Source organism: Myxococcus sp. AS-1-15 (genome assembly GCF_020037055.1).
Taxonomy (GTDB): Bacteria; Myxococcota; Myxococcia; order Myxococcales; family Myxococcaceae; genus Myxococcus; species Myxococcus fulvus.
Genome location: NZ_JAIQDF010000018.1, coordinates 116,817 through 136,303, shown reverse-complemented (window position 1 = coordinate 136,303; position 19,487 = coordinate 116,817). Strand labels below are relative to the sequence as shown.

17 protein-coding genes are annotated in these 19,487 nt (G+C 68.8%); 11 read left to right on the top strand and 6 right to left on the bottom strand.

Annotated elements, in window-relative coordinates; genetic code table 11:
- The first annotated feature begins 4 nt into the window (after positions 1-4).
- Both K8625_RS36430 and K8625_RS36425 read left to right on the top strand, forming a co-directional pair.
- Positions 5-367 (top strand): hypothetical protein, encoded by a 363-nt coding sequence (locus tag K8625_RS36430; protein ID WP_223748890.1) that lies wholly within the window; start codon positions 5-7, stop codon positions 365-367.
- Positions 368-401: 34 nt separating this feature from the next.
- Complete coding sequence (locus K8625_RS36425; RefSeq protein WP_223748889.1) at positions 402-1,544, top strand: family 16 glycosylhydrolase; 1,143 nt, start codon at positions 402-404, stop codon at positions 1,542-1,544.
- A gap of 105 nt (positions 1,545-1,649) precedes the next feature.
- Here the strand turns inward: K8625_RS36425 and K8625_RS36420 are convergent, their stop codons facing one another.
- Positions 1,650-4,007, bottom strand: a complete 2,358-nt coding sequence (locus K8625_RS36420) for a hypothetical protein (RefSeq protein WP_223785275.1) — start codon at positions 4,005-4,007, stop codon at positions 1,650-1,652.
- Positions 4,008-4,175: 168 nt separating this feature from the next.
- Between K8625_RS36420 and K8625_RS36415 the strand changes: the two genes are divergently transcribed.
- A complete protein-coding gene (locus K8625_RS36415; RefSeq protein ID WP_223785274.1) occupies positions 4,176-5,645 on the top strand; it encodes a S41 family peptidase in 1,470 nt (489 codons plus the stop codon).
- A complete protein-coding gene (locus K8625_RS36410) occupies positions 5,642-6,274 on the top strand; it encodes a hypothetical protein (RefSeq protein ID WP_223785273.1) in 633 nt (210 codons plus the stop codon). The genes K8625_RS36415 and K8625_RS36410 overlap by 4 nt, the downstream gene beginning before the upstream one ends.
- A 97-nt stretch (positions 6,275-6,371) precedes the next feature.
- Here K8625_RS36410 and K8625_RS36405 read toward each other — a convergent pair whose 3' ends face one another.
- Complete coding sequence (locus tag K8625_RS36405; RefSeq protein WP_223785272.1) at positions 6,372-6,806, bottom strand: RidA family protein; 435 nt, start codon at positions 6,804-6,806, stop codon at positions 6,372-6,374.
- 77 nt (positions 6,807-6,883) lie between these two features.
- Complete coding sequence (locus tag K8625_RS36400; protein ID WP_223785271.1) at positions 6,884-7,222, bottom strand: helix-turn-helix domain-containing protein; 339 nt, start codon at positions 7,220-7,222, stop codon at positions 6,884-6,886.
- A 115-nt stretch (positions 7,223-7,337) separates the two neighbouring features.
- Here K8625_RS36400 and K8625_RS44700 point away from each other — a divergent pair, with 115 nt between their 5' ends.
- The 4 genes from K8625_RS44700 to K8625_RS36385 all read left to right on the top strand — a co-directional run bounded on the left by K8625_RS44700 (position 7,338) and on the right by K8625_RS36385 (position 10,314).
- A complete protein-coding gene (locus tag K8625_RS44700; protein WP_223785270.1) occupies positions 7,338-7,514 on the top strand; it encodes an NAD(P)-binding domain-containing protein in 177 nt (58 codons plus the stop codon).
- Between the two features lie 360 nt (positions 7,515-7,874).
- On the top strand, positions 7,875-8,174 hold the full coding sequence (locus K8625_RS44695) for a hypothetical protein (RefSeq protein WP_370642016.1): 300 nt from the start codon (positions 7,875-7,877) through the stop codon (positions 8,172-8,174).
- Between the two features lie 232 nt (positions 8,175-8,406).
- The gene (locus K8625_RS36390; RefSeq protein ID WP_223748881.1) at positions 8,407-9,459 is read left to right on the top strand and encodes a fatty acid desaturase; all 1,053 of its coding nucleotides are present in this window, start codon (positions 8,407-8,409) and stop codon (positions 9,457-9,459) included.
- A 279-nt stretch (positions 9,460-9,738) separates the two neighbouring features.
- A complete protein-coding gene (locus K8625_RS36385) occupies positions 9,739-10,314 on the top strand; it encodes a hypothetical protein (protein WP_223785269.1) in 576 nt (191 codons plus the stop codon).
- Between the two features lie 266 nt (positions 10,315-10,580).
- Here K8625_RS36385 and K8625_RS36380 read toward each other — a convergent pair whose 3' ends face one another.
- The 3 genes from K8625_RS36380 to K8625_RS36370 form a co-directional block, all read right to left on the bottom strand.
- Complete coding sequence (locus K8625_RS36380) at positions 10,581-11,804, bottom strand: hypothetical protein (RefSeq protein ID WP_223785268.1); 1,224 nt, start codon at positions 11,802-11,804, stop codon at positions 10,581-10,583.
- A 192-nt stretch (positions 11,805-11,996) separates the two neighbouring features.
- Positions 11,997-13,214 carry an SGNH/GDSL hydrolase family protein gene (locus tag K8625_RS36375; protein ID WP_223785267.1) on the bottom strand — a complete coding sequence of 406 codons (1,218 nt, stop codon included), beginning with the start codon at positions 13,212-13,214 and terminating at the stop codon, positions 11,997-11,999.
- Positions 13,215-13,377: 163 nt separating this feature from the next.
- On the bottom strand, positions 13,378-13,764 hold the full coding sequence (locus K8625_RS36370) for a hypothetical protein (protein WP_223785266.1): 387 nt from the start codon (positions 13,762-13,764) through the stop codon (positions 13,378-13,380).
- A 184-nt stretch (positions 13,765-13,948) separates the two neighbouring features.
- Between K8625_RS36370 and K8625_RS36365 the strand changes: the two genes are divergently transcribed.
- The 3 genes from K8625_RS36365 to K8625_RS36355 all read left to right on the top strand — a co-directional run bounded on the left by K8625_RS36365 (position 13,949) and on the right by K8625_RS36355 (position 19,465).
- Complete coding sequence (locus tag K8625_RS36365; protein WP_223785265.1) at positions 13,949-14,974, top strand: DUF3592 domain-containing protein; 1,026 nt, start codon at positions 13,949-13,951, stop codon at positions 14,972-14,974.
- Positions 14,975-15,208: 234 nt separating this feature from the next.
- Entirely contained in the window at positions 15,209-16,837 is a 1,629-nt protein-coding gene (locus K8625_RS36360) for an alpha/beta-hydrolase family protein (protein WP_223785264.1), read from the top strand.
- Between the two features lie 189 nt (positions 16,838-17,026).
- Positions 17,027-19,465, top strand: a complete 2,439-nt coding sequence (locus tag K8625_RS36355) for an aminotransferase class V-fold PLP-dependent enzyme (protein WP_223748874.1) — start codon at positions 17,027-17,029, stop codon at positions 19,463-19,465.
- The last annotated feature ends 22 nt before the right edge of the window (positions 19,466-19,487 follow it).

The following is a 19,487-nucleotide window of genomic DNA, read 5'->3' as shown; positions in this document are numbered from 1 at the left end:
CACAATGAAATCTTCGTCTCGCTCGGCCATCGTCGCTACGAGCCTGCTCGCCACCCTTTTCGCTGGCAACGCGCTGGCAGCCCAGACGTCTGGGAAGATCTACAGCGTCCAGGTCGAAGCGAATGGAAACTTCAGCCTGGTGCTCGAGAACACGCCCAACCTCTGCTCCAACGGCAACATGAGCAACAACAAGCGCGGAGCCGTGGTCGTGGGGGTTCGCGGCGTGACGGCGGATGGGCTCAAGGCGATGTACTCGGCGGCGCTGGCGGCCTTCATGGCCGGCAAGGTCGTGACCGTCTTCACGGATGAGGCCGTCACCACCACGGGCTGGGGCTGCACCGTTTACGTGCTGGATGTCTCGCCGTAATTCGGGGGTGACAGCAATGTCTACACCCCATCGAATGGCTTCCATCCGATTCGCGCTGGGCTTCGCCCTGCTCGTCACCTACGCCTCTCCGGGCTGGGCTCAGGCTCCGACAAAATGGGTTCCCATCACGGGTGACATCCCCATCTTCGTTCCCGCGAAGCAGTCTGGTCCGCTGGGCTCCTGCCAGAATGGCTGCGCCATGGGCCAGACCTGTGTCGAGGGCCAGTGCATGAGCTGCGGTGGCGTTGGCGAGCCTTGCTGTGCCGGTGCATGCCTCGCGGGCTCGACCTGTCTCGGGGGCTGCTGCGGCCAGCACTCGTTCTACGACGACTTCTCCCAGGGGCTCGACACCTCGAAGTGGATCGTCTTGGACGAGCCCATCGGCTCCGATTCGTACTGGCGCGCCAGCAATACCACGGTGTCTTCGGGGATGCTGAAGCTCACCGCAAAGGTCGATGCCACCGGGTACAACGGGTACTCGTCCGGGAGCGTCGCCACCCAGCAGTGGTTCGGCTACGGGCGTTATCGCATCACCGCCCAGGTGTCGGGCCAGCCGGGCATCGTTCCGGCATTCTGGTTCGCGGGCGCGAACTGCAGCGAGATCGACGTCTTCGAGGGCGGGGGGCTTTGTGGCTTCGACCCGAAGAAGATGCTCTTTGGCCACTACCCCCAGGTGAGCATCCTGCCGGGAGAGACAGAGTGCAGGCCTGCCCGTCAGAAGGATTACGAGCACACGGCCTCACTCGCGTATTCCCTCGCCTTCCACGTCTACGAACTCGATTGGCGCCCGGACCGCATCCTCATCAGCATCGATGGCGTTCCGATGTACTCCTCGACCGTCAACATCCCCACCCCGCCGATGCAGCTGCTCTTGAACCAGAATGTCGAGGCAGCGGGCAGGGGCTGGCCTCACAACCAGATCGACCCTTTGACCACCCAGCTTCCTTCCACTTTCTTCATCGACAAGGTGGAAGGCTGGACGCCGGCCGCGACGTGCCCTGTCATCAGCAGCACAGGGGCATGGACTCCCGCATCAGAGCCGGAGAGGGCCGGGCCCATTTGCTGCCCCGGTGATTGCTGTCCAGGAATGCCTCCCGAGAGCCCCGAGTGCCAGGCATCGCAAGGAAGAGTCCAAAGCAAGGGAGCATGCAGCGCGAGGCCTCGCACCACGCGCTAAGCCCCACACCCGCAGGCACCGTCCCGCGAGCTGACCTCAAATGAAGAGGCCCCCGGAGTCTTTCCGGGGGCCTCTCGTATTTCCAGCCCCCGAAAGGGGCAAGCCTCAGTGCGAGGCCTGCAACGCCTTGCGCTCCTTGGCGCAGAGCTGGATGAGCTCAATCATGCTCATGCTGCCGTTGCCGGTGTCGAACTTCTGGTCCTTGAAGTCGGGGTACCCGTTCTCCAGGATGCGCCCCTCCGCGATGCAGTCGTTGAGCTGCGCGAGCGCCTCGGGCTTCTTGCCCTTGGAGAGCAGCGCCTTCGCGGTGTCATACGCCTTGCGCTGGCCCTCCTGGAAGCGCAGCTCCACGTCCGCCTTCTTCTGCGGCGCCTGGATCGCCTCCGCCGTCTGCGCGCACTGGGCCATCACGTCCTGCGGCCGGGTGGGAATCCCCTCCACCAGCACGTCCACCCCGGCGAGGCTCGCGTTCTCCTTCACCATCCTCGCGCCCTCGTCCTGACAGGCCCGGAGCTTCTCCGCCGCGCTCGCGTACAGCTCCTTGCGCTTGCGCAAATCCTTGGTGGACGCGGCCGACGCGAACGCCTTGCCGGCGGCGGTCAGCGCCTCACCCGTCAGCTGCCGCAAGGCCCTCGCCTGCTTCGCGAACTCCAGCGCCTCCACCAGCTTCAGCCACTCGGCGCGCCCCCGCTCCGCGTTCGCCGCGTAGCCCGCGTCCTGCCGCTCCAGCGCCGCGTTCGCCTCGAAGAACTGCATCACCTCGTCCACGCCCTTCGACGCCGTCTCCACGTCGCCGTCCGTCGCGGAGATGCTCTTGGCCGCCTCCAGCTTCTCCTTCGTCAGCGCCAGTCGCGTGGACAGCTGCGCCCGGGCGTCCGCCGCGGACAGGACGATCTTCCGGCGGTTGATCCGCTCCGCCAGCTCCGCCATGCGCTCCTTCGTCTCCTTGGCGTAGATGGCGTAGTCGCGGTCCTTCTTCACGAAGGCGGCCCCCGCCTCCAGCACCACGCCAATCTGCTTCACGGCGTTGTCCGCCTCCTGCAGCTGCGCCGGGGTGGGCGCCTCCTTCTGGATCTGCGTCACGAGCGCCGCCGCGTTCTTGCGCGCCTCGTCCACCTTCATCCGCTGCTGCGTCAGGTCGACCTCGTACCGGCGCCGCTCCATCGTCGCCCGGCCGTCCTTGAGCAGCTGCCGCGCCTCCGCCGCCGAGGGGCTGATGGCCGGGTTCTTCACGTGCACCGTCTCGAGCGTCTTCTCCAGGACGACCATCGCCGTCTTGGCCTCCTCGAACTGCTCGGGCGTCACGGCCCGCTTCTCCACGTTGCGCAGGGCCTGGACCACCTCGGCACGGGCCGCGTCGAGCGTGCGGACCTGGAGCGCGACCTCCACCTCGACGAGCGTGTTCTTCACCTCGCCCAGGTACTGGCCGATGGCCTGGCTCCTCGCCGCCTGGGGCTCGTACTTGTCCACCAGCTTGCGCGCGACGAAGGCCGCCGTCTTCGCCTCGGCGAGCTGCTCGGGCGTCGGACGGCGGGCCCGGAGCGCCTTGGCGGACGCGCGCAGCTCCTCGTGCGCGGGCTCCAGCTCCACCTTGACCCGGGAGACACCCGCCTGAACGACGAGCTCATCCATCCGGCGCCGCGCCTGGGTGATCTCCGCGCGGGCCTTGTCCGCCTCCGCGCGGTACGCCTTGTCACGCGCCTCCAGCGGCGTGCCCTCGTCGAGCGTCTTCTGCAGGGCCACCGTGGCCTTGTCCGTCGCGGAGAACTTCTCGTCCGACCAGGCCTTGTTCACCTCGGCGAGCGCGTTCGCCAGCGACTTGCGGCTCTCGTCCAACAGCCCGCGCTGCTTCTGCGCCGACTGCTGCAGCCACCGCTCGTCGAGCGTCTTCTCGTGGCGGGCGATGGTCGCGTCGACCTCGGTGAGGTACTGGGCGAACTTCGGGTCCTGGCTCTTCAAGGGCCGCCCCTCCTCCGCCAGCTTCTTGAGCCCATCCACCGCGGCGCGCGCCTCGTCCATGCCCTTGGAGCCGGAGTCCTCCTTCACGAGCTTCGCCATCCGCTCGTTCAGGGGCGCGAGCGCGCCGTCGATGCGGCGGCGGAACTCGTGGATGTGGACCTTGGCGCGGCGCTCATCCACGTACTCACGCTGCGTGCGCAGCTGCTTGCGCGCGGCGAGGACGAGCTTGGCGTACTCCAGGTCCTCCGTCTCGAAGCTCGCCCCCGCGTTGAGCGCGTCCTTCAGCGCCTCCACCGCCACGACGGCGGCGTCGAGGTCCGCGTTGCGCGGCGGCTCCACCTCGATTTTCTGGACGGCCGTCGCGAGCGCCGCGCGAGCCGACTCCACCTTCTTCGTGGCCTCCGCGATGGACTTCGCGGCGCCGGGCTCCGGAGGCGCGGCGAAGGCCTCGGCGGAGGCGAGGATGCACAACCCCATCAACACCAGCACAGAAGTACGTACCATTCACACCAACCTACTACAGCGAGGCCGGGGGAGCCCCGGCATAGTGGAAGCGTCCTGAAGGCTGGCGGGAACTGAACGCGAGGTGGGAGACCCACGGACTCCCACCTGGGCCAGCAGACGACCAGGCCCCTGGCCACACGCGCATCCCCGGGCGGGAGTTGGTCTAGCGTGGGCCGCACCCTCGTGCGCCCTCACCTCGTGAAATCCACCGTCTTCCTCCTGCTCGTCGCGGGCCTTCCAGGCTGCGCCACCTCCCCTTCGCGCGTCCGTTCCACCTCGGCGGAGCCCGTGCTCCTCGTCCAGGACGGCGTCACCGCGGAGGCAGCCCGGGGGGTCTGGCGCTCGCGCGGCCATGGGCACGTCCTGACCGTCTCCGCGAAGGACCTGAAGCTGCACCATGCGACAGCCGCCGGCTGCTACCCGCAGCCCGGCGAAGAACCCGGAGCGCTGTCGGGCTTCGTCCACGTGATGCCCGATTCGGCTCCCGACAGCCTGTCCCTCAGCGCCGTCCCCGGCGACACGCGGTACCTCTTCGAGCGGCTCCCCGCCCTGCCCCCGGAGTGCTCGGCGAACACCGAGTGGACGCCACCGCGGCTGTTCGAGCTCTTCGCCGCGACCTTCACGGAGCACTACGCCTTCTTCGCGGAGCGCCACGTGGACTTCAGCGCCCGTGTCGCCGCGCTCCGCCCCAGGGTCACCGACGCGACAAAGCCCCGTGCGTTGTTCGGAGTCTTCCAGGCGCTGACGACGGGACTCGGGGACGCGCATACCCGCATCGCCGCCCAGGTGGATGGGGAGACACTCGGCCACGCAGAGGGAGAGGCCCGGACGCTGGAGCGCGTGGACGCCGAGGGGAGCAAGGCGGGACAGTCACCCCGGGACGCCCAGCGCGCCTGGCTCGCCGCCTACCGCGACGGCATCCTCCAGACGGTGCTGAAGGGCGCGGGCCACCACGTGGCGAACAAGCGCATCTTCCATGGGCTCGTGGGCGACGTCGGCTACCTCAACGTGGTGACGATGGGGGGCTATCTCGACGAGGACGATGTCCCGCCGCGCGAGGAACTCCGGGTCCTCGACGAGGCGCTCGACACGGCGCTGCAATCCTTCCAGGGCGCACGGGCCGTCATCGTCGACGTGAGCAACAACCGGGGCGGGCATGACGTCATCTCCCGAGCCATCGCCGCGCGCTTCACCGACACCCGGCGGCTCGCCTACACCAAGGTCCCCTTCAACTCCGATGTGCCTCCCCAGGCCTTCCACGTCGAGCCCGCCTCCGGACCGCGCTACACCGGTCCTGTCTACCTGGTGACGAGCGACATCACCGTGAGCGCCGGGGAAGTCTTCACCCTCGCCATGCGCGCGCTGCCGAATGTCACCCACGTGGGCACCACCACCCGAGGCGCCCTCTCCGACGTGCTCGTCAAGCCGCTCCCGAATGGATGGAGCGTGGAGCTCTCCAACGAGCGCTATCTCGACCCGAAGGGGCAGCTGTTCGAGGCACGCGGCATCCCTCCCCAGCAGGAACTGGAGGTCTTCCCCGAAGACGACCTGCACGAGGGCCACGCCAGGGCCGTGCTGTCGGTGGTGGACGTGGCCTCGGGTCGACGGAACGCAGTCCCTGGAGGCGCTCGCGAATGACGGCGGCCTACGAGTTGTTCCTACGGGAGGTCGATGCCCAGGGACGGGAGCGTGCCGATGGGTTCTCGCTGGGCAACCTTCGACACCTCACGCCAGAAGAGCACCTCCAGGTGCTCGCCACGTTGACGCGGCTGCTCTCCGAGCGGGAGGAACGGGCCCCCGTGGCGCTGGCCCTCCTGGCCCCGACACCAGCCACCGTCACACTGTTGCGTGAAGCACTCCCGCTGCCGTGGAAGCCCGGAGCGAGGCGCGAGTACTTCGACCTGGAGGTCGCATCAGCGCTCGGCGTGCTCACGGGCGAACCGCTGGCCCTGGACCTGCTCGAGGACACCGTGGCCCGAATCCAGGACCCGTGGGCCAAGGGCATCGCGACGGAAGGGCTGCGCCGGGCCTCGCCATCGAGCGATGCCAGCGCGCGTCTGGCGCGGCTCATCCGCACGCGGCCTCGGGAGTCGATGCTGCTCGACGCCGCCGAGATGCTGATGACGCGACATGGCCTGTGGGCCTACGACCTGGCGCACCAGGATGAGCGACTGACGCTCCTGCGCGCACTGACGGAAGACGATGACGCCGCCCGGGACGAATCCCTCGGGCGGATTCTCGCCGCGCCCGTCAAACCCTGGCCCTGAGTCACCGAGGAGAGCCCGTGGAGCCCCCCCTCCATCGGCAAGCGTGACGACGAAGGCCGCCTCGCACGAGGGTCTCCCGAGCCGGAGCGTCGGCTCCTCAGGTCCGAAGGACGGCGACCGCCTCCACCTCGAAGAGCATCCCGTCCAGCGCCAGCCGGGGCACGGGAATCAGCGTACAGGTCGGCTTCATTCCATCCCCCCAGGCCGCGTCCAGCTCGGGGCCGATGATGCGGAGCTTCTCCTCCGTGTGGTCCACCACGAGCATCGTGAGCTTGGCGACGTCGCCGACGCCCGCTCCCACCGACGCCAGCGCCGTGCGGACATTCTGGAGCGCCTGCCTCACCTGGAGGCGGAAGTCGGGCTCCAGCGCGCCGCTCTCACGCTCGCCGCCCTGCCCCGCCAGATAGATGAGCCGGGTTCCGGCCGCCACCTGCGCCACGTGCGAGAAGCCGTAGGGCGCCGGGTCGAACAGCCCCTTCGGATTCGTCAGGACCAACGGAGGAGTCTTCGAGGATTCAGTGCTCTGTCCCATGATTCACCTGTGTGGAGTCCGCCCCCAATATGCGGGCCGGCACTCCCGCCTTCAATCGAATCGGACCGGAGGCGTCCTCAGTGCGGCTCGGCCGATACCTGGGCCGCGTGACGCAATCCCCACTCCACCAGGGGGTGGGCGGCCTGGGCGAGCGTGAGGCCCGTGGGCGTGAGCGAATACTCCTCCTTGGGCGGCACCTCGTCGAACACCGCGCGGCCGACGACGCCAGCGGCCTCCAGCTCCCGGAGCTGCTCGAACAGGACCTTCTCGCTGACGCCGCGCACCCGACGTCGCAGCTCGCCGAAGCGCACTGGCCCCGCGTACAGCTCGCACAGGATGGCCGACTTCCACTTGCCTCCGATGAAGGCCCGCGCCACACCGAGGTCGCAGTCCGCGGCCGATTGCCTTCTCACCATGTTCCCGTCTCCTCCTCGTCCGGCACTTACAATTTTGTAAGGACTTGTGCCGCGCCGCGATTCATCCAAATAACAGACGCACGCATTCGAAGGAGCGCCCCCGGGGACAGCCGACATGAGCAATCCACGCGGCGACGTGACGGTCATCGGGCTGGGCAAGATGGGCTCGGCTCTCGCGGGAGCCTTTCTCCGGGCCGGGCATCGGGTGACGGTCTGGAGCCGCACCGCGAGCCGCGCCGAGCTTCTGCGACAAGCCGGGGCGGTGGTGGCCCCAGCGCGGCGGCGGCGGTAGAGGCCAGCCCGCTGGTGGTGGTCGCGACATCCTCGAGGTGCCGGAGGTGACCTCGGCCTTGTCGGGGCACACGTTCGTGCAGCTCAGCTCCAGCACACGGAAGGAGGCTCGCGACCTGGAGACCTGGGCGCGCGGACGGGACATCGACCTGCTCCGCGGGGCAGTCCTCGCCTGCCTCGACAGGCTGGCACCGAGGACGGCGCCATCGTGCTCTCGGGCCCCCGCGAGGTGCTGCGCCGACATGAGGGCGTCCTGCGTGCCCTGGGCGGCACGCTCACATGGGCGAGGCGATAGGCGCCGCCTGCGCGATGTTCTCGGCGGTGCTGACGTATCTGGCCACGCACTGGATGGGCTTTGCCCATGGCGCGCGCGTCTGCCGCGCCGAGGAGCTGGACGCGACGGCCTTCGGCGGGGCGCTGCACGCGCGCGCTCCCACTCTGGGTCAGGACGCCCGCCACATGGCGAAGGAGCTCCAGACCGCGGGCTACGCCAACCCCGAGAGCACGCTGGGAGACGGCGGGCAACGACATCCCCCGGCTGGTGCAGCTGTCTCAGGAAGATGGCATCAGCGATGCGGTGCCCCGCTTCGTCGCCCGCATCTTCCGCCAGGCCATCGACGCGGGGCATGGCGCCGCGGGCCAGATTGAGGGCAGCCGGTGAGGCCACCCCTCGCTGACAGCCGCGCGCCAGGCAAGAGGCTGAGTCATCGCGGACCGGCAGGATGAGGAGGGCCCCCCGGCACGTTTCACGAGGCCGGGGAGCGCGTCTCCTCCCTCGCGACGCTCGCGCCTGCCCCCTCGAAATCAAATATCGGGTGACACCTGGCACGACCGCCGGAGTTTCATGAGACACTCACGCTTTCCCACGCGTCCGGCAGCCTGCTCAGGATTTCATGTCATTTCTGGATCGCATCCTCGACCCTCCGAGTTACGGCTACGAAAAGAACGGCGCGCTCCATGTGCCCACCCACCGGGAAATCCTCTCGGAGTTCTTCTCCCGACTGAACATTCTACGAACCCGTAAGAACTGGCTGGCCCTGACGGGGTGGGCCACGACGTTGGGGTTCGGCATCCCGCTGGCGCTCTTCTTCACCCATCACTTCAGCGTGTGGCTGCTGCTGGCGGGCTTCGTCTACAGCATGGTGGTGTTGGGCACCCACGGCACCATCTGGTTCCACCGCTATGCCACGCACCGTGCGTTCAAGTTCAAGAACGCCTTCTTCCGGGAGCTGTGCCGCAACCTGGTGGTGAAGACCATCTCGGAGGAGGCCTATGTCATCTCCCACCACGTGCACCACGCCAGGTCGGAGCAGCCGGGCGACCCCTACAACGCGAAGGCCGGCTGGCTCTACTGCTTCCTGGCGGACGCGAATCATCAGGGTATCCGCAAGGACTTGAACGCCAGGGATTACGCGCAGCTGTGCAAGCTGATGGAGCACACGGGGGTGCACCTCAACAGCCATGCGCAGTACCAGAAGTGGGGTTCACTCTGTCACCCGGCCTGGACGGTGGCGCACTTCCTGGCGAACTGGGCAGTCTGGTACGGCGTGTTCTTCCTGCTCGGCGGGCACGCGCTGGCGTTGGCGCTCTTCGGCTGGTCCGGGGTGTGGGTCGTGGGCGTGCGGACGTTCAACTATGACGGGCACGGGGGTGGGAAGGACCGTCGGCGTGACGGGGTGGACTTCAACCGGCGCGACCAGTCCATCAACCAGCGCTGGCCGGGCCTCATCACCGGGGAGTGGCACAACAACCACCACCTCTATCCGCAAGGCGCGCGCGCGGGCTTCCTGCCGTACCAGTTCGACCCCGCCTGGCAGTGCATCCGCGGCGCGCACTGGCTCGGCGCCATCAGCAGCTACCGCGACTTCAAGCCGGAGTTCATGGCGCGCCACTACCTCCCCTGGCTGGAGGAACAGAAGGCCAAGGCCGTCGCGGTGGCCGGATGAACCCGAGTTCGTGATTCTCGGACGGCCTCGGACGGCGCGCCTGAGGTCCACCCTGCGTGGAGATGGGCTGACAGAGCGCTGGGCGTCGCCCTTCGCCCCTGGTGCCTCGAACAGGCGAGGAGGAGGTGAGCGAGGGGGGGGGAGCAGCTGCTCCATGCAGGGAAGATGGGACCATCGTACAGGGCCATCGTCAGGCGACGAACGCTGCCGCGGACCGCTTCGGAGACGCTGAGTCGGGCGCGCCGCTAGCCTCGTGGAGCAACCACTCTGGAGGTCTCGATGGTCAAGCCTGACTGGCTCGTTGCGGTGGTTTCGACCGGGATGCTGTACGTGGGCTGCGGTGAGCATCAGGGCGGCTCCGCGGAGGGCGAGGTGCCCGCCTCCGTCGAGCAGGACCTGTCGACGCTCGTCACCTGTCCGGTGGGCTCCGTGACGGTGACGTTCGACCCGCCGCTGCGACGGACACCCCAGGACGTCGTCACCACCTCGACGGGCGTCCTGAGCAACTGCGTCACGCTCCTGGGCTCGCCGGTGACCTCGGCGACCGCTTGGAGACAGCTCAACGAGCCGGGCCTCTCCTGCGCGAACCTCCTCAAGACGCCTTCCACCACGCTGTCGCTGACCTGGAATACAGGCGAGACCTCGACCCTGCGCAGCACGCAGGTGCGGGTGGCTTCCGAGCCGGCCGTGGCCATCGCGGAGGAGACCGGCACCGTCCTGTCGGGGAAGTTCGAGGGCGCCACCTCGGTACGAACCGCGACTTTCGTCTCCACGGACCTCGCGGCCTGTGATTCGCCCGAAGGGCTGTCCTCGCTCAACGGGCTCCTGTCCCTGAGCCTCGTTCAAGTGCTCTGACTCCAGGTGGTTGCCCGTGGTCACCTGTCCCGTGGGCACGGTGAGCGCGACAGCCGCTCCGTCGCTACGCCCCCTCCCGCGGGACGTCCCCACCCTCGCGAGCCAGCTCCACGGCAACCGCCCCCCCTTGACCGGGCCACATCCCGCTCATGCGAATGCTCGTCATCGTGGAGACCTGGGGCCGCGCAGCGTGACGATGCTGGCGCCGCTGCTTTCGAAGCAGGCCCCCGCCGATTGACCGACGGGGGCCGCTCACCTTCTCGACCTCAGGCGATGTTCCGCACCGCTGCGGAGCCCTCCTTCGTCCCCGCGCCGGGTGAAGCGCTCAGGAGGCTCACCTTCGGCCTGGCCACGGTGGCGGGCACCCCGAAGAAGGCGTCATAGGCGTCGATGTGCTGCTGCCCCACCGTCGTCATGAAGTCCGCGAAGTCCGCCGGCTGGGCGGGCAGCGGCGACGGCATGAAGAACTGCGAAGGCAGCCTGACGTAGGGATTCGGGTCCGGGACCCGCTCGTACAGCGGGTGGATGGTCCCATAGGCGAGGTTGGCGTCGAGCCCGAAGACACCGGTGAGGGGGCCGTAGAGCGTCTGGATGGACTGGTTCTTGACGTAATCCCACACGACGTCATTCTGCACGCTGTGCGGCTGGACGTTCATCAGGTTGGTCCAGCCATGCGGCACCACGTCGTACACGTTCGTGATGACCTGGTTCCAGTAGCCATAATTCGCGATGCCGGTGATGTACGTCGGAACGAAGAGCCCGCTGAAGTAGTTGACGAAGCCCTGGTCTCCCGTCGTCGGCGCGGCCGTCGGCAGCACGAAGACGTCGTTCCAACGCTTCACATCGAAGATGCTCGGATAGAGCCAGCGAGCCAACGTCGGACTGAGCGAGCCTCCCAGGCTGTGCCCCGTGAAGACCAGCGTCGACTTGGACGACTCCTTCGTCCCCAGGAAGGTCTGCAGCGACTGATTCGTCCGCGGGTCCAGCATGTTCAGCAGATTCGTGGTCCCCCAGGCCGCCCCTTGGGAGACGTTCCCGATGTTGGAACGACTGGGATTGGTGCTGTTCGTCGGGGTGATGCCCATCGGATAGGGCACGGTGACCGAGACGTTGTTGTCCAGACAGTCCGTGTCGTACCAGTTGTACGTCGTGTCCCGATTCCCGTTGGTGCCAGCAACCGCCACGACATAGCAGTCCGCTTGCGCGTTGTAGGCCACGTACATGACGTTGTCGGCCACCTTCGACACGCGGCCCTTCCCCGAGCAGTCCTTGTCCGTTTGATAGACACAAGGACCCCACACCCGCGTCCACACGCCCAATTGCTGCGCATTCTGGGTCAACGCGCCGTCGATGATGGGCCCCAGCGCGAGCGCGATGTTGGAGGCCGTGTCCTCGATCTGGTCCCCCAGGCCGGAGAACCGCGAGAGCCGGTAGACCGTCTGGATGATGTTGTAGCTGCCGCCTGGATTGATGGGCTGCACGACCTTCATCTGGAATTCCTCCATTGGGGGTGGTGAGCCCCCTCGGAGCAGAAGACATGCCAGCACGCCAGAGCCGGGCCCCAATGCAAACACAGGCATTTGCGAACCCCCTCCAGACACTTGACGCGTCAGGGCGGGCACTTGACGTGTCAGGCCTGTCCGGCATTCGTCGACAGGAGAACTTTCCCATGCCCTGGCACATCACTCGAGCAGGTGGAGGTCCACGGCCTCCGCCATGAGCGCGTGGCCCGCATCGTTGGGGTGCAGTCCGTCCACCGTCAGCGTCGCTCGCATCGCGTCGGGGTCCGCCGGGTCCGTCAGCACGGCCTCGAAGTCAATCACCGCGTCGAACCGGCCCGCCGTGCGAATCCACTGGTTCACCGCCTCGCGCGTGGCCTCGTTCGCCGCCGTGAAGTAGGGATGACCCTTCATCGGCGTCAACGTCCCGCCATACACCTTCATGCCCCGGGCCCTCGCCCGCTGGATGAGCTGCTCGTAGGCCTGGGTGATGCGCTCGGCCCCGGATGCCGCCCCCGGGCGGCCGATGTCGTTGATTCCCTCCAGCAGGATGACGGCCTTCACGCCGCGCTGGGTCAGCACGTCGCGCTCGAAGCGGCGCAAGCCGCTGGGGCCATAGCCCTCCTCCAACAGCCGGTTGCCCGACAGCCCCGCGTTGAGCACGCCCACGGCGCGTCCGCCTCGCGCCCTCAGGCGTTGCGACAGGCGCGCGGGCCAGGTGCGCTCCTGGTCCGCCGTGGTCCCCACGCCATCGGTGATGGAGTCGCCGAACGCCACGACCAGGGACGCATCCGCCACGGCGTCGACGTGCAGCGCGGTGAGGAAGTAGAGGCTGCGCGTGGTGAGCGCGGGCACGAAGCTCGCGGCCCCAGCGTGGTCGCCACGGCCAGAGACATAGGTGCTCCGCGTGCCCTCCAGGTGCCAGGACACGGCCCCCGAGCGCTCCAGGAAGTAGAGCGACACCGCCACATCCCGCAGGCCATCGACCGCGAGCTCCACGGGCTCGCTGGTGGCCGTCCTCCCCGGAGGGATGCTGACGGACGCCGTGCCGGCGAAGCGGACCTGCCGGTCCGTCGAGGGGTCGATGGAGACGCCCTGAGTCCTCAACCCGACGCGAACCGCCGCGACCTGCAAGGGTTGCGTACCGTACTGGTTGCTCAACACCAGCCGCAGCCGGGGGCCCGCCAGCGTGGGCCGCACGAACATGCGCACCGTCTGGTCGCGGAAGCTCGGTCCGGCGAGCTCATCCCCCACCGTGGCCGAGGCCGACGGGTGCATCGGCGCGGTGAAGGCGGGCAGCCAGTGCGGCGAGGCGAGCGACGCCTTCTCGCCACACGCGCACACGACCCACACCATGACGGCCCACCCGAGGTGACACAGGCTCCTGAACAGGCGCGACATGGTGCCTCCCGAGGCTCAGGGCTCTCGTCCAGGCGGAGCCCACCGCACGGCGCGCCGGGTGGCCATCACCCTCTGGCGCCACCAGCAGGCCTGGAGGCGCACGCCGGACCTCCCCCAGACGTGCGACGCGACGTCGAGCGACCTGGCAAGCGCCCCCGAGTGCTCACGAGGCCACGGCGCGACCACCCGCGCCGCGCTGGAACAACCAGGCAGCCCCCAGGAACAGCGAGACGAAGCCCGCGGTGAGCCCCAGCACCTCGGCCGGAGGACTCCACGGCAAGCCCCAGCCCGCGAGCACCGCGACGAGGCCGATGACGGCCTGGGTGACGGCCATCGCGACCAGCGTCCGCGCCATGCCGGCCGCGCGCAGCCGGGTGATGAAGCAACCGACCACGCCGATGAGCACCACCCCGCCATGGAGCAGGTTCACGCGCGCACCGTCAGAGCCGATGATGCCGACACCGAGGCTCAGCCAGACGAGGCAGGACACGGCGAAGAGCGCGAGGCCGACGGCGGCGCGGTACGAGGTTCGGGGAATCGAGATGGACATGGAGGGTCTCCGGTTCGACGGGCGATGAGCACGGCGTGAAGCCCTGACAAGGTGGCACCTCTGCACGAGGACGGAGGCGATGCTCCCGACCAGCGGTCGGAATCCGCCGCCAGACGTCGCCAGGCGCGGGCGGCCGGCCTCCCCCTGCTTCGTTGATTCCGGAGGACTCCAGTAGACTCGCGCCATGCTTGCTCGCGTGGGCTCCGCCGTCGTGCTGCTCGTGTTCGCGTTGCCGTGGTGGGCCATCACCGGGTTCGCCGACTACATGGCGGGCTCCAGCGTGAGGCGTCAGGCCCAGTCCGCGAGCTGGCCCACCGCGCAGGGCACCATCACCGCGAGCGAGGTGCGCTCGGTCCGCGGCAACAAGAGCACCACGCACGGCCTCGAGCTGACCTACACGTACTCCGTCGACGGACGACAGCACGAGGGCCACAAGTACCGCATCATGACCTCGCGCTCGGGGGACCTCGAGGAAGCCCAGGCGCTGGTCGCCCGGTACCCCGTCGGGGCTCGCGTCACCGTGCACCACGCGCCGGGCGACCCCTCGGAGGCGGTCCTCCAGGCGGGTCTCGGGGGCACGGAGCTGGTCGTGCTCCTGATACTGCTTCCCTTCAACCTGGTGGCGCTCTGGCTGCTGAAGCTGGTGGTGGGGTCCTTCAAGCCGGAGCCGCCGCTGCTGTCACCCTTCACACGGGAGGACGGCAGCGAGTGCGTGGTGCTCGACGCACCCGACACGGCCACCTCGGCGGCCATCACCATGGCGACCTCCGCCCTGCTCTGCGTCGTGCTCACGAGCACCCTCGCGGGCGTCAACCCACCCCTGGCCGCGGGCGTGGCGGCCTGGGTCGTCGTCTTCGCGTGCGGGCTGCTCGTCGGGCGCTACCTCCACGCCCGGAAGAAGGCCGGCCACTACGAGGTCCGCCTCCACCGCCGGGAGCGGTGGCTCTCGCTGCCGCCCATCCTGGGACGCAAGGCGCGGCTCGACGTCCGGTGGAACGACGTGCTGTCGCTGCGTGTCGAGTCTCAGGTGTCCGCGAAGAACAAGACGCGCTACCGCGTCACGCTCGAAGTCGCCACCGCCGACGGCACGGCGCGACAGGAAGCCGTGTGCGGCCATACCCGACAGGAGCAGGCGGAGGCGCTGGCGCAGTGGCTGAGAAAGGACCTCCAGGTGGGGGAGGTCGCGCTCCAGGCGCTGCGCTCGGCCTGACCCGAGGCGCATCGGGCCACCGGGACGCGGCGGGCGCGTGCACGGAGGCTCGCCCGCCCCATCCATCGCGCCGGGCAGGAGCGGCGAGCGCACGCTGTGGGCCGCGCCCTCCGCGCCTACCCTTTCCCAGGGACGAGCAGGGCGAGTCTGTCTTTCGGGGGTCACATGGAGCGCCTCATCGGAAGCCCCGCGCGAGCAGCATCCGCGCGTGGGGGGTGGCACCGGAGTCGGGCCATGGCCTGGTGGCGCCACTTCACGCTGCCTGGTGCGTGGGTCGCGCTGGTGTTCGCGTGTCTGTCATTCACCCCCTCGCTCCTGCCTCGCGGCGGCCCCTTCCAGGGGCTCGTCAGCGGCATCAGCGCGGTCATCGGCTACGGGCTCGGGGTGGCGGGTGCCTGGCTCTGGCGGGAGTTCGCCAACCGACCTCCGCGCACACCCAGCGCCCGGGCCTGGCGAGGGTTCCTCGGGGTGGCGGCCGTGGCCCTGGCCGCATCCCTGGTGCTGGGCTGGCATTGGCAGGCGAGCATCCGGGAGCGGATGGGGATGCCCCACCCGTGCCGGGCGGGCTACCTGTTCGCGCCCTTCATCGCCGCGCTCCTCTTCCTCCTGCTCATCGGTGCGGGCCGAGGGCTGCGCGCGCTCTCCCATCGACTGAACACGCGCCTGTCGCGCCACATCGGCCCCCGCGCGGCCCGGGCGACGAGCGGGTTCGCGGTGGCGACGCTCACCTTCCTGGTCCTCAGCGGCGTGCTGTGGGACGGGCTCATCTCCCTGGCGGACCGCGCCCTGGCCCTCCAGGACACGACGACCGCCGAGGGTGTGTCGGCTCCACGAAGCCCGCTGCGCTCCGGGAGCCCCGACTCCCTCGTGCCCTGGGAGACGCTGGGCCGCCAGGGCCGCAGCTTCGTGGCCCAGGGCCCCTCGGTGGAGGAACTGTCCGCGTTCCATGGTGCCCCCGCGAAGGAGCCCATCCGGGTGTATGCCGGTCATGCGTCCGCCCCGGATGCGGAGCGCCGCGCCGAGCTCGCCGTCCGTGACCTGGAGCGCGCGGGCGGCTTCGAGCGCGACTTCCTGCTGGTCGTGACGACGACGGGCAGCGGCTGGGTGGTGCCCGAGTCCGTCGAGGCCTTCGAGTTCCTGACTGGTGGCGACTCGGCCATCGTCTCCATGCAGTACTCGCATCTGTGGTCATGGCTCTCCGTCCTGGTGGACCAGGAGCGGGCGCGCGAGGCGGGACGGGCCCTCTTCGACGCCGTCTACGAGCGCTGGTCCCGGCTCCCCGAGGACCGGCGCCCCAAGCTGTTCGTGTTCGGGGAGAGCCTGGGCTCGTACGGCGGGGAGACGGCCTTCAGCGGCGAGCGGGACCTGGCCAATCGCACCCACGGCGCGCTCTTCGTCGGCCCACCCCAGTTCAACACGCTGTACCGCGAGTTCACCGACCAGCGCGACGCCGGCAGCCCCGAGGTGGAGCCCATCTACCGCGAGGGCCGCATCGTCCGCTTCAGCCGGCGCCCCGGGGAAGAGATTCCCCCCGCCATGGCGCCCTGGGCAGACGCCCGGGTGCTCTATCTGCTGCACCCCTCGGACCCCATCACCTGGTGGAGCCCCCGATTGCTCTTGCGACGGCCGGACTGGCTGCGCGAGCCCCGCGGTGACGACGTCGTGGACGCGATGGTGTGGCTGCCCTTCGTCACGTTCTGGCAGGTGACGGCCGACCTGCCGCTGGGGATGGCCGTGCCGCCCGGCTACGGACACGTCTATACGGGCGAGCACGTCGACGGATGGCTGGCATTGCTTCGCCCCCAGGGATGGACCGGACAGAAGACCGCGCGACTGCGGGCGAGACTGCGGCCGACGCCCTGACTGTGCGGGCTCCTGGCCCGCACAATGACATCCATGCGGGCCACCCCGAAGACAGCCCACCCCGGGGATACCACCAATCCCCTGAGGCATCACACCACCATCGCCGCCAGACATTGACCCTTCCGGACCCCAATGAGATACAAACACAACAAGGCGGCCACGCGCCCCGGCTGCCATTGGGAGCCCGCAATGCACAGCACCGCGCCGCACCACTGCAAGACCGTGTCGGAGCAGAAGTGGTCCCTGAGCACGTTCATGGAGTTCTACGAGCGTGTCCTGGGCCCCCGGCTCTTCAAACCCTATGGAGAGCTGCTCGTCCGGGAGATTCGCAAGGACATCCGTCCGGACGCTCCCCCGACGAGCATCCTGGAGGTCGCGTGTGGGACGGGCCGCATCACCACCCACCTCTACGAGGACCTGGCCCGGCCGCTGGGCTTGCGGCTGGTCGCCACGGACCTGTCGAAGATCGCCATCGACATGGCGAGGAAGGTGGTCAGTGAGGAGCTCCGACGGGACGTCGTCTTCCACGCCGACGTGGACATGGCGGACATGCCCTTCGCGGACAACAGCTTCGACATCATCGTCTGCGGCTTCGGACTGATGTTCCCGCCGGACAAGGCCCGCGTCGCCCGGGAGTTCAAGCGGGTGCTGCGTCCGGGCGGGAAGCTCTACGGCACCGTCTTCCACTACAACGAGCTGTTCGACCTGGCCCGGCGGCAATCCCAGAAGCACTTCGGGACGCCCTCGGCCATCATGGACGCGGCCCTCAGCCTGACCGACCCCTCCGCCATCACCCACGCCTTCTCCCTCGAGGGGCTCTGTCGGGGCGTCAGCGAGGTCGCGACCTCATGTCCCCTGTCCTTCCATCTGGACGACCCGGACACCCGCGAGTTCCTCTTCAACGCCTGCATCCTCCTGGAGGAGTTCAACCAGTGCGACACCCTCACCCGGGAGGGGTACCTGGACACGATGCTCCGGGAGTTCCACGAGCAGGTCCCCACCCGGAACTACCAGGTCAAGGCCTGGCTCCTGCGCGGCCAGGTGGACCAGGCCTGCAAGGAGTCCGTGGCCCCCAGTCCCCGGCCCGACTTCTCGGCCTTGAGCGCGTTCCGACAGCTGCCGCCCCAGTTCGTCGAGAGCCCCGCGGACAGGCCGCTCCCGCTCGCGGAGGCCCAGCTGCTGCGCCCCTACCACGCGATGAAGGCCGCCTTCCTGGCCGAGCACCCGACCTACCCCGAGGCCGAGGTCGAGGCGCTGCGCGACACCGAGTTCTCGCGCCTGGATGCCCTCCAGGAGGCGTACCTGGACCACGTGGGCGGCACGCTCGCCCCGGAGAGCCTCCTGACGCAGGACTATCAGGTGCTCAAGAGCACCATCCTCGGCAACCCGCACACCGGCTCGAAGTCCTCCGACGCGGCCTTCGAGAAGGCCCGCGCGGAGATCTATCGGTTCTTCCGCTGTGCGCCGGAGGAATACGAGATCATCTTCACCCCCAACGCCAGCGGCGCCATCCGCCTGGTGGCGGAGTCGTTCCCCTTCGAGAGCGGCTCGGAGGTCCTGCTCACCAAGGACAACCACACCTCGGTCCACGGCCTGCGCGAGTACGCGAAGTCCAAGGGCGCCTCGGTGAAGTACATCCCGCTGGACAAGGAGCTCTTGATTCTGGACAGCTCGATGCGGCGCTCGCTCGAGAAGCTCGCCCCGGGGCACCCGCATCTGCTCGCGTACCCGGCGCAGTCCAACGCCACGGGCGCCAGGCATGACTTGAAGTGGATTCCGCTCGCGCAGGAGAAGGGCGCGATGGTGCTGTGCGACGCGGCGGCGCTCGTCCCCCAGTCCCGGCTGGACTGCTCGGTGCATCACCCGGACTTCGTCGCGGTCTCGTTCTACAAGATGTTCGGCCATCCGACGGGGACCGGGTGCCTCATCGCCAGGCGCTCCTCGCTTCGCAAGCTGACCCCGCCGTCCTTCGCGGGCGGCGCGGTGTGCTACTACTCGGGCCCGTGGTCTCCCACGGACCGGCTGCTGCACCGTGACGACGGGAAGCGGTTCGAGGTCGGCACGCCCAACTACGCGTCCTTCCACGCCATCGCCCAGGGGTTCGAGTTCCTCTCCCGGCTCGGACTGGATGAGCTCCGCGCGCGGTCGACGGCGCTGGCCAGGTGGCTGGAGACGCGGCTGTTGGAGCTGCGGCACGACATCAAGGCCCAGGCCCCGCTCTGCCGCATCTACGGCCCGCCGCCCGAGCACAAGGGGGCGACGGTCATGCTGAACTTCTTCGACTGCTACAACGCCGTCTTCCCGCACGCCCTGGTCAAGCGGGCCGCCGAGTCCTTCGGCATCACCGTGCGCAACGGGTGCTTCTGCAACCTGGGCGCGGTGCAGCAGGCCACGTACACCACCGCCGGCGCGGAGCACTGCGAGCTCGACAAGACGGAGAAGATCCTCGACTGCAAGACCTTCGACGACAAGATCCTCAACAAGGGCAACTGCGGCGCCATCCGCGTCTCGTTCGGGCTGGGCTCGAACTTCCGGGACGCCTACCGCTTCTACCTGTTCGCGAAGTGCCTGCTGAACACCGAGGGCGCGCGGCTGGCGGACACCCTGGCCGACGCTCCGGTGAACTGAGGCCGGCAGCCGGCAAGCCCCT

What these genes read in the sequence shown, in the direction of transcription:
- K8625_RS36430 (WP_223748890.1), top strand. Translation starts at nt 5, where the DNA reads ATGAAATCTTCGTCTCGCTCGGCCATCGTCGCTACGAGCCTGCTCGCC.
- K8625_RS44695 (WP_370642016.1), top strand. Translation starts at nt 7,875, where the DNA reads ATGGCGCGCGCGTCTGCCGCGCCGAGGAGCTGGACGCGACGGCCTTCG.
- K8625_RS36355 (WP_223748874.1), top strand. Translation starts at nt 17,027, where the DNA reads ATGCACAGCACCGCGCCGCACCACTGCAAGACCGTGTCGGAGCAGAAG.
- K8625_RS36400 (WP_223785271.1), bottom strand. Translation starts at nt 7,222, where the DNA reads ATGGTGAGAAGGCAATCGGCCGCGGACTGCGACCTCGGTGTGGCGCGG.
- K8625_RS36385 (WP_223785269.1), top strand. Translation starts at nt 9,739, where the DNA reads ATGGTCAAGCCTGACTGGCTCGTTGCGGTGGTTTCGACCGGGATGCTG.
- K8625_RS36425 (WP_223748889.1), top strand. Translation starts at nt 402, where the DNA reads ATGGCTTCCATCCGATTCGCGCTGGGCTTCGCCCTGCTCGTCACCTAC.
- K8625_RS36370 (WP_223785266.1), bottom strand. Translation starts at nt 13,764, where the DNA reads ATGTCCATCTCGATTCCCCGAACCTCGTACCGCGCCGCCGTCGGCCTC.
- K8625_RS44700 (WP_223785270.1), top strand. Translation starts at nt 7,338, where the DNA reads ATGAGCAATCCACGCGGCGACGTGACGGTCATCGGGCTGGGCAAGATG.
- K8625_RS36380 (WP_223785268.1), bottom strand. Translation starts at nt 11,804, where the DNA reads ATGAAGGTCGTGCAGCCCATCAATCCAGGCGGCAGCTACAACATCATC.
- K8625_RS36375 (WP_223785267.1), bottom strand. Translation starts at nt 13,214, where the DNA reads ATGTCGCGCCTGTTCAGGAGCCTGTGTCACCTCGGGTGGGCCGTCATG.
- K8625_RS36410 (WP_223785273.1), top strand. Translation starts at nt 5,642, where the DNA reads ATGACGGCGGCCTACGAGTTGTTCCTACGGGAGGTCGATGCCCAGGGA.
- K8625_RS36405 (WP_223785272.1), bottom strand. Translation starts at nt 6,806, where the DNA reads ATGGGACAGAGCACTGAATCCTCGAAGACTCCTCCGTTGGTCCTGACG.
- K8625_RS36365 (WP_223785265.1), top strand. Translation starts at nt 13,949, where the DNA reads ATGCTTGCTCGCGTGGGCTCCGCCGTCGTGCTGCTCGTGTTCGCGTTG.
- K8625_RS36420 (WP_223785275.1), bottom strand. Translation starts at nt 4,007, where the DNA reads ATGGTACGTACTTCTGTGCTGGTGTTGATGGGGTTGTGCATCCTCGCC.
- K8625_RS36360 (WP_223785264.1), top strand. Translation starts at nt 15,209, where the DNA reads ATGGCCTGGTGGCGCCACTTCACGCTGCCTGGTGCGTGGGTCGCGCTG.
- K8625_RS36390 (WP_223748881.1), top strand. Translation starts at nt 8,407, where the DNA reads ATGTCATTTCTGGATCGCATCCTCGACCCTCCGAGTTACGGCTACGAA.